Below are 11,030 nucleotides of genomic sequence, written 5' to 3' on the forward strand. Positions count from 1 at the left end.
ACGCGCTGACGCACTGACGCGCTGACGCACTGACGCGCTGACGCACTGAAGCGCTGATGTACCGACGCGCCGACCGCGTGAACGAACGCGCACGAAGCCCCCGGAAGGTCCGTCCTTCCGGGGGCTTCTGCGCGGTATCCCGGACGTGCCCTCGAACAAGCGTGTAGCTTCCCGGGACATGGGCGTACGGGTGATGGTGGTCGACGAGCACCGGCTGCTGGCCGAGGCGCTCGCCTCGGCGCTGAAACTGCGCGGACACCGGGTGCTGGCCGCGGCCGCGCCGGCCGCCGGGGCCGCCGAGCTGGTGATCAGCCGCGCCCCCGAGGTGTGCCTGCTGGGCACGGCCTCGCCCGCCGAGCCGGGCGTCTTCGAGCCGGTGGTGCGGATCAAGCGGGAGCGCCCGCAGATCGCCGTGGTGGTCCTGGGCCCGGTGCCCAGCCCGCGCGGGATCGCCGCCGCGTTCGCCGCCGGTGCCTCCGGCTACGTCCGCCAGGACGAGCGCATCGAGGGCGTGGAGCGGGCGCTGGCCAAGGCCAGGGCCGGTGAGGTCGCCATTTCCCCGCAGCTGCTCCAGGGGGCCTTCGCGGAACTGCTGAACCCGGCCGCGCAGCCCGACGACGAGGGCAGCCGGCTGCTGCGGCTGCTCACCCCGCGCGAGGTGGAGGTGCTGGTGCGGGTCGCCGAGGGCGAGGACACCCGGCTGATCGCGGCCGGCATGGCCATCGCCCCGAGCACCGCCCGCACCCATGTGCAGCGGGTGCTGATGAAGCTGGGCGTGGGCTCCCGGCTGGAGGCGGCCGCGCTGGCCGCCCGTACCGGACTGCTGGACCGGGCCGCCGGACCGGCCTCCTGAGGCACCCAAGCCGGCCTCCCGAGGCATCAGGCCCGGCCTCCCCAGGCGCCCGGAAGGCCCTCCTCAGGCACCCGGAACGCCGTCCGAGGCATCCGGAAGGGGGCCGGGGCGCCCGAGGGCGTCCGGAAGCGGAGCCGAAGCGGATCCGAAGCGTCCGGATGGCGGGTGCGGGGCATCCGGAATCCGGCCGGCGGACGGGCCCGATTTCCGCGCGGGCCACCGGATCGGGTAAGCCAGAGTCGACAGGTCGCGCAAGGAAGCGCGGCCGGAGACTGTGAGAGGTAGCGAACGAGTGAGCAAGTACCTGGTCACCGGCGGCGCCGGATACGTGGGCAGCGTGGTCGCCGCCCACCTCCTGGAAGCCGGCCACGAGGTCACCGTCCTCGACAACCTCTCCACCGGCTTCCGCGAGGGCGTCCCGGCGGGCGCCGCCTTCGTCGAGGCCGACATCCGCGACGCCGCGCAGTACCTGGACCCCTCCTACGAGGCCGTGCTGCACTTCGCGGCCTTCTCCCAGGTCGGCGAGTCCGTGGTGAACCCGGGCAAGTACTGGGAGAACAACGTGGGCGGCACCATGGCGCTGCTCGCCGCGATCCGCGGAGCGGGCGTGCGGAAGCTGGTGTTCTCCTCCACCGCCGCCACCTACGGCGAGCCGGCCGAGACGCCGATCACCGAGTCCGTGCCGACCGCGCCGACCAACCCCTACGGCGCGTCCAAGCTGGCCGTGGACCACATGATCACCGGCGAGTGTGCGGCGCACGGCCTGGCCGCCGTATCGCTGCGCTACTTCAACGTGGCGGGCGCGTACGGGGAGCACGGCGAGCGGCACGACCCGGAGAGCCACCTCATCCCGCTGGTGCTCCAGGTGGCGCTGGGGCGGCGCGAGGCGATCTCGGTGTTCGGCGACGACTACCCGACCCCGGACGGCACCTGCATCCGCGACTACATCCACGTCGCCGACCTCGCCGAGGCCCACCTGGCGGCGCTGGACGGCGCGCGCGACGGCGAGCACCTGATCTGCAACCTGGGCAACGGCAACGGGTTCTCGGTGCGCGAGGTCATCGAGACCGTCCGCAAGGTCACCGGCCACGAGATCCCCGAGGTGATCGCCGAGCGCCGGGCCGGCGACCCGGCCGTGCTGGTCGCCTCGGCGCGCGCGGCGCACGAGAAGCTCGGGTGGACCCCGCGCCGTCCGGACCTCGCCGGGATCGTCTCGGACGCCTGGGAGTTCGCGCGGCATCGCGCGGCCGGACAGGACTGACGCGCCCGCTCGCCCGCTCGCCCGCCCGCCCGCCCGCCCGGCCGCCCGGCCCCCCCGCCCGGCGGCCCGGCGGGCCGCCCGGCGGCCGGGGGGCCCGGCGGCGGGGGGCGGCGGGCGGCCGGCCGGGCGGCCGGGCGGCCGGGCGGCGCGGTCCGGGTGCGCGCGGCTGAGCGGGCCCGGGCACCGCTGAGCAGGCGCCGGACCCGGCCGCGCCGGAGCTCGCGCGGGCTCAGCCCCGGGGGAGTGCGCGGGCGCGTGCGCGCCGGGACCGCACCGCGTGCGCGGGCGCCCGGCGCGCACACGCTGCGTGAAATGCCCCTCACGCAACTGCCGGTGGCACGAGCCGGGCCGGAATCCGCCTCCCGGCCCTTTTCGACGGGCGAATTCCGGCCATCGGCAGGCCCGTCAGCGGCACGCCTCGCCGGAAAACAGCTCGGAAAACTTCTGCTATTCGGCCAACCATCGGCCTGCCGCCGTCCTACGCTGAAGCGTGACACCGGTGGGGGCCGGTGTTGATTCAGGGGTCGAGACACGTCGGGTACGACGTCCGGTCCGGGGTAATGCAGTGAAGACGTGGCGGCGGCCGCGACGACTGTGGACCACCGGGTCCCGGGCGTCGTACCCGCCGTCGTCCGTTCGTTCCGCGACCCGTGGGGGTGGCTGTGGTCCGTATCAGGGTTCTCGTGGTGGACGATCACCGGATCTTCGCCGAGTCGCTCGCCGCCGCGCTCGCGGCCGAGCCCGACGTGGAGGTGGCGGCGGCCGGCAGCGGTCCCGCCGCGCTGCGCTGCCTCGACCGTGCCGTGGCCGAGGGCCGCCGCTTCGACGTGCTGCTGGTCGACGCCGACCTGGGCGGCACCCCGCCCGCGGTGCCCGCCCAGCGCGAGCCGGGACCGGCGGCACCGGTGGCCGCGGCCGCACCCGGCCCCGGCGCGGCGGGCTCCGCAGGTGACGGCATCGCCCTGGTCTCGGGCGTCCGGGCCGCACACCCGGCCGTCCGTACGGTGGTCCTGGCCGAGCGGGACGAACCCCGCCGGGCGGCGCTCGCGCTGCAGGCCGGAGCCTGCGGGTGGGTCGCCAAGGACTGTTCGCTGTCCCGGCTGCTGGCGGTGATCCGCGGCGTGCTCCGGGAGGAGACGCACCTGCCGCCCGCGCTGCTCACGGGGGTGCTCCGGGAGCTGACGGCGGCCCGCAAGCACCGCACCGACAGCGAGCGGCTGGTGGAGTCGCTGACCCCGCGCGAGCACGAGGTGCTCCGCTGCATGGTGGCCGGGCTGGGCCGCAAGGACGTGGCCGCGCGGCTGTTCCTCTCCCCCCACACCGTCCGCACCCACATGCAGAACGTGCTGGGCAAGCTCGGCGTGCACTCCACGCTGGCGGCGGTCGCGCTGGCCCGCCGGGCCGGCGTGCGGCCGGCCGACCTGGGGCCGGGTCTAGCCGGGAATGTTGTCGAACGGAGCGGTCAGCCGGCGTAGCAGCGCGGCCAGGTCCGCACGCTGGGCCCGGGAGAGCCGGGCCAGGATCGCCCGCTCCTGGGCGAGCAGCCCGGCGAGCGCCTGGTCGGCGGCCTCGCGCCCGTCGGGCGTCAGCCGCACCAGTACCCCGCGCCGGTCGCTGGGGTCGGGCAGCCGCTCCACCAGGCCCTTCTTGGCGAGCCGGTCGATCCGGTTGGTCATCGTCCCGGAGGTGACGAGGGTCTGGGTCAGCAACTGGCCGGGAGAGAGCTGGTAGGGCGCGCCCGCGCGGCGCAGCGACGTCAGGACGTCGAACTCCCACGGCTCCAGATTGTGCTCCGAGAAGGCGAGTCTGCGGGCCCGGTCGAGGTGGCGCGCGAGCCTGGACACGCGGCTGAGCACTTCGAGCGGCTCCACGTCGAGGTCAGGGCGCTCCCGCCGCCATGCCGCGACCAGTCGGTCGACCTCGTCCTCCATGCGGATCATTGTAAGGGGTCTGTCGATATGAAGTCTCTTGACGTCAAGATATATTTTCCGCCACCCTGGGCATGGAGGGGGCCGGAACCGACTTCCGGTTCCCTCCGCCCCATCAGCAGGGAGGCTCGAACATGCATTCCGACATCGCGCCGGGCCCGTGCCCCATGGCCACCGTCGGCCCCGAGGCTGCCGCGCCCTCCACGCCCAACCCGCCCACCTGGGACCCCCAGCAGTACCTACGCCATGCGGGCCACCGCACCCGCCCCTTCCTCGACCTGCTCGCCCGCATACCGGAACTGCCCACCCGTCCCGCACACATCGCCGACCTCGGCTGCGGCCCCGGCAACGTCACCGCCCTGCTCGCCGAACGCTGGCCCGAGGCCCGCATCACCGGCTACGACCTCTCCCCGGAAATGCTCCACCGGGCCCGCGAGGAACACGCCGGACCCACCCCCGGCGGCGGCAGCCTCGAATTCCGCCCCGCCGACCTCGCCACCTGGGTCCCCGAAGAGCCGTACGACCTGATCGTCTCCAACGCCGCCCTCCAGTGGGTCCCCGGCCACGCAGGCTCCTTCGCCGCCTGGATCAACGCACTCCGCCCCGGCGGCACCTTCGCCTTCCAGATCCCCGGCAACTTCACCGCCCCCAGCCACCACCTCCTCGCCGCCCTCTGCGACGCCCCGCGCTGGCAGGCCCGGCTCGGCGGCCAGGGCGCCCGCTACGTCCACCTCCTGGAACCCGCCGAGTACCTGGCCCGCTTCACCGAACTCGGCTGCACCGCCGACATCTGGGAAACCACCTACCACCAGCTGCTGCCCGGTACCGACCCCGTCCTCGACTGGGTCAAGGGCACCGCGCTCCGGCCGGTCCTCACCGCCCTCGGCGACGACCGCCAGGCCGCCGAGGAATTCCTCGCCGAATACCGGGACCTGCTGCGCGGGTCCTATCCCCCCGGCCCCCGGGGCACCGTGTTCCCGTTCCGCCGCATCTTCGCCGTCGCCCGCAAGGAGGCATGACCGTGCTCGCCGCAGTCGACCACGTCCAGCTCGCCGCACCGCCCGGATCGGAGGACCTCCTCCGCCGGTACTACGTACACGTCCTGGGCATGACCGAAGTCCCCAAACCTCCCGTACTGGCGGCCCGCGGCGGCTGCTGGTTCGCCGCCGGACCGGTGCAGCTGCACCTGGGCGTCGAGGAGGACTTCCGGCCCGCCCGCAAGGCCCACCCGGGCCTGCGCGTGACGGGCATCGAGGGGTACGCGCGGCAGCTGGAGGAACGCGGCGCCAAGGTGGTCTGGGACGCCGACCTGCCGGGCCACCGCCGCTTCTACTCCGAGGACCCGGTGGGCAACCGCCTTGAGTTCCTGGAGCCCGACGCGCCCGGCGCACCCGAAGGCGCGGAGGGATGAGCCGCGCCCGGTTATGACGCGGCGGCGCCCCGCCACCGGAAGGACCGGTGACGGGGCGCCGCCATGTGCCGAGTACGGGGCTCAGTTGAACTGGGTGTAGGTGTTCCAGCCCTGCGAGAGCCACGTGCGGGCGGCGAAGGTGTGGGTGCCGCCCCAGCCCTGGGAGCGGTAGAGCCACATGGTGCCGCCGGAGTCGCGGGCGACGAGGTCGGCGCGGCCGTCACCGGTCAGGTCGCCGGAGACGGCGATGCCGGTGTAGCCGTTCCAGCCGCCGCCGGCCCAGTCGCGGGCGGCGAACGGCGCGGAGGTGTTGCCGGTGCCCTTGTAGACGTAGAGGTGGCCGTCGCCGGACTGGGCCACGAGGTCGGCGCGGCCGTCACCGTTGATGTCGCCGCCGCCGACGATCGACTTGTACGCGTTCCACCCGGCGCCGACCTTGACCGGGTTGCCGAACCAGGTGCCGGTGCCGTTGCCCGGGCGCAGCCACAGGGTGCCCGAGGTGTCGCGGGTCAGCAGGTCGCCCTTGCCGTCGCCGGTCAGGTCGCCGGGGCCGACCACCAGGTTGGTGTTGGCGAAGTTCCCGGCGATCGCCGCGCCCGTGGGCAGGCTCAGCGTGGACCCGTTCCAGAAATAGCGGGCGGACCAGTTGTACTTGGCCACCCCCGCGGCGTCGACCAGGGTGGCGCCAGCCGGTGCGGGCGCCTGGAAGGAGCCGCGCTCGTCGTAGAACCGGCCGTCGGTACGGTTGGCGTGTTCCCAGACGGTGTTCGAGGAGTCCACGCCGCGTACGGCGTGCTTGCCGTAGTTGGGGGTGACACCGGAGTTGACCATCAGGTCCTCGCCGCGCCAGCCGGAGCCGGCGTTCTGCCGGGCGGTGAACTTGCCGTTGCCCAGGGAGGCGTAGAAGAACAGGTCGCCGTTGGGCTGCACGCCGAACAGGTCTGCCTTGCCGTCACCGGTCTGGTCGTCCGCGGCCAGGATCTTGTTGTAGGTGTTCCAGCCGCCGCCGACCCAGGTGCGGGCCTTGAAGGGCGAGGTCGCCGAGCCGGTGCCCTTGTAGTAGTAAAGGTTCCCGTTGAGATCCTTGGCGAGCAGGTCGGCGATGCCGTCGGCGTCCACGTCGTTGGAGCCGATGATCTGGTCGTACGCGCCCCAGCCGCCGCCGACCTTGACCCGGCCGGCGAAGGGCTCGCCGGTGGCCGAGCCGGTGGCCCGGTACAGGTACAGGTCACCGGAGGGCGTGCGGGCCAGCAGGTCGCCGCGGCCGTCCCTGGTGAGGTCGCCGACAGCGATCAGCTTGTTGTAGACCTGCCAGCCGTAGCCCGCCCAGGACGGGGCCTGGGTGCCGGCCTCGTACGCCTGGTGCATGGACAGCCGGCCGTCGAAGGACCACTGGAGCACCTCGGTGCCCCAGCCGCCGCGGATGTTGCCGAGGGCGACGATGTCCCGGACGGTTTCCTTGTCGTCGCCGTTGATCCGGTAGCCGGCGACGCTGTTCAGCTCGGTACCGAGGGTGGCGGAGCCGCCCCAGACGTTCCGGAAGAGGAGGTCGCTCCAGCCGTCGCCGTCCAGGTCCAGGCGGGGCTTGGCGGCCTTGGCCGCGTACGTGGTCTTGCCGGGCGAGGAGGAGAAGGCCCCGGGCTTCGCCGGGTGCTTCAGTGTGAGCGTGCCCGCGTGGGAGGAGGAGACCGACGGCTTCGGCGCGGCGGGCTCACCGGCGGCGAAGGCCGGGCCCGCCGAGAGCAGGGTGCCCGCCGACAGGGCGAGGGCGGTGCAGGCCGCGACGCGGCCCAGGCGCTTGTGGCGCGTAGAAGACAAGGCGTCCCTCCGGACGGTGATCGAAGTGGGTCGAGGAAGGCGCCCCGCCACCCGGGATCCGGGGGGCGGGGCGCCTGCGTGTCGCGGTGCGTCCGCGGCCCGCTGTCAGGCCGCGATGCGGCTCAGTTGAACTGGGAGTACGCGTTCCAGCCCTGGTTCAGCCATGCGCGGCCCGCGAAGGTGTGGGTACCGCCCCAGCCCTGCGAGCGGTAGAGGTAGGCGGTGCCCGACGCGTCGCGGGCGACCAGGTCGGCGCGGCCGTCACCGGTCAGGTCGCCGGAGAGGGCGATGCCGGTGTAGCCGTTCCAGCCGCCGCCGACCCAGTCGCGGGCGCCGAACGGGGCGGAGGCGGAGCCGGTTCCCTTGTAGACGTACAGGTGGCCGTCGCCGGACTGGGCCACGATGTCGGCGCGGCCGTCACCGTTGATGTCGCCGCCGCCCACGATGGCCTTGTAGCCGTTCCAGCCGGGGCCGACCTTGACCGGGTTGCCGAACCAGGTGCCGGTGCCGTTGCCGGCCCGCAGCCACAGGGTGCCCGAGTTGTCGCGGGTCAGCAGGTCGCCCTTGCCGTCGCCGGTGAGGTCACCGGGGCCGACCACCAGGTTGGTGTTCGCGAACTCGCCGACGCGGTCGCCGGTGATCGGGTTGAACAGGGCGCTGCCGTTCCAGGCCAGCTTGCTCGCCCAGTTCGACCGGTCCAGACCGGCCGCGTTGACCAGCTTGGTGCCGGACGGCCACGGGAACTGGTAGTGCAGCGCCTCGGCGAAGTACCGGCCGTTGGTCTGGTTCACGTGCTCCCAGAGGCCGTTCGACCCGTCGACGGCGGTCACGCCGTGCTTGCCGAAGACCGGGGTGACACCCGAGTTGACGACGGCCTCGTCGATCGTCCAGCCGCTGCCGAGCTTCTGCCGGGCGGAGAACTTGCCGCCGCCCATCGAGGCGTAGCCGTACAGCTCGCCGTTGGGCTGCACGCCGTAGATGTCGGCCTTGCCGTCACCGCTCTGGTCGTCCATCGCGACGATCTTGTTGTAGACGTTCCAGCCGCCGCCGACCGAGGTGCGGGCCTTGAACGGGGCGGAGGCGGAGCCGGTTCCCTTGTAGTAGTACAGGTTGCCGTTCAGGTCCTTGGCCAGCAGGTCGGCGAAGCCGTCCGCGTCCACGTCGTTGGCGCCGATGATCTGGTCGTACGCGCCCCAGCCGCCGCCGACCTTCACCCGGCCGCCGAACGGGTTGCCGGTGGCCGCGCCGGTGGCCCGGTAGAGGTACAGGTCACCCGACGGGGTGCGGGCGAGCAGGTCGCCGCGGCCGTCGCCGGTGAGGTCACCGCCGGCGATCAGCTTGTTGTAGACCTGCCAGCCGGTGCCCGTCCAGGTCGCGGCCTGGGTGCCGGTGGCGTACGCCTGGTGCATCGCCAGACGGCCGTCCGCGTACCACAGCAGGAGCTCGGGGCCCCAGCCGCCGCGGATGTTGCCGACCGCGACCATGTCGCGGGCGCCGTCCGTCTGCTCACCGGAGACCTTGAAGCCGGTGACCTCGTCCGCCCCGCTCTGCAGGGTCCCGGTGTACCCGTAGTGGTTCCGGAACATGAAGTCCGACCGGCCGTCCCCGTTCACGTCCAGACGGGGCTTCGCCTTCTTGAAGGCGAAGGTGCTCTTGCCGGGGGCCCCGGCCGGAGCCGCGAGGTCACCCGCCGTCCGCTGTGCACCGGATGCGGTGGCCGACGGCGCGGGCTTGCCGGAATCGCCGGCGGCGAAGGCCGGGCCCGCCGAGAGCAGGGTGCCCGCCGACAGGGCGAGGGCGGTGCAGGCCGCGATACGGCCCAGGCGCTGGTGGCGCGAAGAAGACAAAGGGTTCCCCCTGGATCATGCGAAGCCGGGAGGAGGGCGACACGCGCGGCGCGCGCACAGTCGGGCGCACCGGATCGAGCATTCCCCCCGGAAAGTGATCGAAGGCTATCCGGGGGGCCGGTGAGGTAGAAGAGGTTTTCCGTACAACCTTTCGGCTCCCCGCACGTCAGGGCAGACAGCCGCTCAGTTCTTGCGGTGCCCCACCAAGCGCGGCTTCGCCTCCAGGCCGTCCAGACCGTGCCAGGCCAGGTTCACCAGATGGGCCGCGACCTCCGCCTTCTTCGGACGGCGCGTCTCCAGCCACCACTGCCCCGTCAGCGCCACCATGCCCACCAGCGCCTGCGCGTACAGCGGCGCCAGCTTCGGATCAAAGCCCCGCGCCTTGAACTCCAGACCCAGGATGTCCTCGACCTGGGTGGCGATGTCGCTGATCAGCGAGGCGAACGTACCCGTCGACTGCGCCACCGGCGAGTCCCGGACCAGGATCCGGAACCCGTCCGTGTAGTTCTCGATGTAGTCCAGCAGGGCGAACGCCGCCTGCTCCAGCAGCTCCCGCGGATGCCCGGCGGTCAGCGCCCCCGTCACCCCGTCCAGCAGCTGGCGCATCTCCCGGTCCACCACGACCGCGTACAGGCCCTCCTTGCCGCCGAAGTGCTCGTACACCACCGGCTTGGACACCCCGGCCTTCGCCGCGATCTCCTCCACCGACGTGCCCTCGAAGCCCTTCTCCGCGAACAGCGCACGGCCGATGTCCAGCAGCTGCTGACGCCGCTCCGCGCCCGTCATCCGGACCCGGCGCCCACGCCTGGGTTTGTCACTGCTGGAAGTACTGCCGTCGATCGCCACATCCCCCATCATGCCGCGCTCGCGGTGTTTTCCCTGCGCCGGGAGTCGATCCGCGACCCCGAAGACCAGCGGACGTCACTCGCCCACCCCAGCACCTCGAACCAGCGGATCAGCCGCGCACTCGAATCCACCTGCCCCCGCAGCACCCCGTGCCGCGCCGACGTCGGATCCGCGTGGTGCAGGTTGTGCCACGCCTCCCCGCACGACAGCACCGCCAGCCACCACACGTTCCCCGACCGGTCCCGCGACCGGAACGGCCGCTTGCCCACCGCATGACAGATCGAATTGATCGACCAGGTCACGTGGTGCAACAACGCCACGCGCACCAGCGAACCCCAGAAGAACGCCGTGAACGCACCCCACCACGACATCGTCACCAGGCCCCCCACCAGCGGCGGCAGCGCCAGCGACAGCACCGTCCAGAACACGAAGTCACGGCTGATCCGCCGGATCACCGGATCCTTGATCAGATCGGGCGCGTACTTCCGCTGATCGGTCTGCTCCTCGTCGAACAGCCACCCGATGTGCGCCCACCACAACCCCTTCAGCAGCGCCGGCACCGACTCACCGAACCGCCAAGGCGAATGCGGATCACCCTCGGCGTCGGAGAACCGGTGGTGCTTCCGGTGATCCGCCACCCACCGCACCAGCGGCCCCTCCACCGCCATCGAACCCGCGACCGCAAGAGCGATCCGCAGCGGCCGCTTCGCCTTGAAGGACCCGTGCGTGAAGTAACGGTGGAAGCCGACCGTGATCCCATGACACGTCAGGAAGTACATCGACACCATCAGACCCAGATCCAGCCGGCTCACCCCCCAGCCCCAGGCCAGCGGCACCGCCGCGACCACCGCCACGAACGGCACCGTGATGAACAGGAGCAGCGCGATCTGCTCCACCGAGCGCTTCGTCTCCCCGCCGCGGGTCGCGGACGACTGCGGCCCGCCGGCCGCCTCCGGAGCGTCATCGATCAGATCCGGCAGATCCGGGCTGAGGGTCATGGGAGTCCCTGAGAGGTGGGGGCCAGAGATGAGAGGTCCGCAGGCATCCAGGTTACGGCTCCGTAACC

10 protein-coding genes are annotated in these 11,030 nt (G+C 72.6%); 5 read left to right on the forward strand and 5 right to left on the reverse strand.

Annotated features, from left to right (window positions below; genetic code table 11):
- Positions 1 to 178 precede the first annotated feature (178 nt).
- The 3 genes from AB0O36_RS13750 to AB0O36_RS13760 all read left to right on the forward strand — a co-directional run bounded on the left by AB0O36_RS13750 (position 179) and on the right by AB0O36_RS13760 (position 3,589).
- Positions 179 to 853: a LuxR C-terminal-related transcriptional regulator gene (locus tag AB0O36_RS13750; protein WP_365108652.1), complete on the forward strand. Its 675-nt coding sequence runs from the start codon at positions 179 to 181 to the stop codon at positions 851 to 853.
- A 292-nt stretch (positions 854 to 1,145) separates the two neighbouring features.
- Positions 1,146 to 2,114: a UDP-glucose 4-epimerase GalE gene (gene galE, locus AB0O36_RS13755; RefSeq protein ID WP_365108654.1), complete on the forward strand. Its 969-nt coding sequence runs from the start codon at positions 1,146 to 1,148 to the stop codon at positions 2,112 to 2,114.
- Between the two features lie 650 nt (positions 2,115 to 2,764).
- Positions 2,765 to 3,589 (forward strand): response regulator transcription factor, encoded by an 825-nt coding sequence (locus AB0O36_RS13760; protein ID WP_365108657.1) that lies wholly within the window; start codon positions 2,765 to 2,767, stop codon positions 3,587 to 3,589.
- Here the strand turns inward: AB0O36_RS13760 and AB0O36_RS13765 are convergent.
- Positions 3,548 to 4,045, reverse strand: coding sequence for a MarR family transcriptional regulator (locus tag AB0O36_RS13765; RefSeq protein ID WP_365108659.1), 498 nt, complete (start codon positions 4,043 to 4,045; stop codon positions 3,548 to 3,550). The two genes, AB0O36_RS13760 and AB0O36_RS13765, sit on opposite strands and share 42 nt — an antisense overlap.
- 164 nt (positions 4,046 to 4,209) lie before the next feature.
- Here AB0O36_RS13765 and AB0O36_RS13770 point away from each other — a divergent pair, with 164 nt between their 5' ends.
- Entirely contained in the window at positions 4,210 to 5,061 is an 852-nt protein-coding gene (locus tag AB0O36_RS13770; protein ID WP_365108964.1) for a trans-aconitate 2-methyltransferase, read from the forward strand.
- Between the two features lie 2 nt (positions 5,062 to 5,063).
- The gene (locus AB0O36_RS13775) at positions 5,064 to 5,453 is read left to right on the forward strand and encodes a VOC family protein (protein ID WP_365108967.1); all 390 of its coding nucleotides are present in this window, start codon (positions 5,064 to 5,066) and stop codon (positions 5,451 to 5,453) included.
- Between the two features lie 81 nt (positions 5,454 to 5,534).
- Here the strand turns inward: AB0O36_RS13775 and AB0O36_RS13780 are convergent, their stop codons facing one another.
- The 4 genes from AB0O36_RS13780 to AB0O36_RS13795 all read right to left on the reverse strand — a co-directional run bounded on the left by AB0O36_RS13780 (position 5,535) and on the right by AB0O36_RS13795 (position 10,962).
- Entirely contained in the window at positions 5,535 to 7,271 is a 1,737-nt protein-coding gene (locus AB0O36_RS13780; protein ID WP_365108661.1) for a VCBS repeat-containing protein, read from the reverse strand.
- A gap of 122 nt (positions 7,272 to 7,393) precedes the next feature.
- The gene (locus AB0O36_RS13785; RefSeq protein ID WP_365108664.1) at positions 7,394 to 9,118 is read right to left on the reverse strand and encodes a VCBS repeat-containing protein; all 1,725 of its coding nucleotides are present in this window, start codon (positions 9,116 to 9,118) and stop codon (positions 7,394 to 7,396) included.
- 183 nt (positions 9,119 to 9,301) lie between these two features.
- A complete protein-coding gene (locus AB0O36_RS13790) occupies positions 9,302 to 9,976 on the reverse strand; it encodes a TetR/AcrR family transcriptional regulator (protein ID WP_365108667.1) in 675 nt (224 codons plus the stop codon).
- A complete protein-coding gene (locus tag AB0O36_RS13795) occupies positions 9,973 to 10,962 on the reverse strand; it encodes a fatty acid desaturase (protein WP_365108670.1) in 990 nt (329 codons plus the stop codon). Before AB0O36_RS13795 ends, AB0O36_RS13790 begins: the two co-directional genes overlap by 4 nt.
- Between the last annotated feature and the right edge of the window lie 68 nt (positions 10,963 to 11,030).

This window comes from Streptomyces sp. NPDC089799, from assembly GCF_040684755.1.
In the GTDB taxonomy this organism is placed as follows: domain Bacteria; phylum Actinomycetota; class Actinomycetes; order Streptomycetales; family Streptomycetaceae; genus Streptomyces.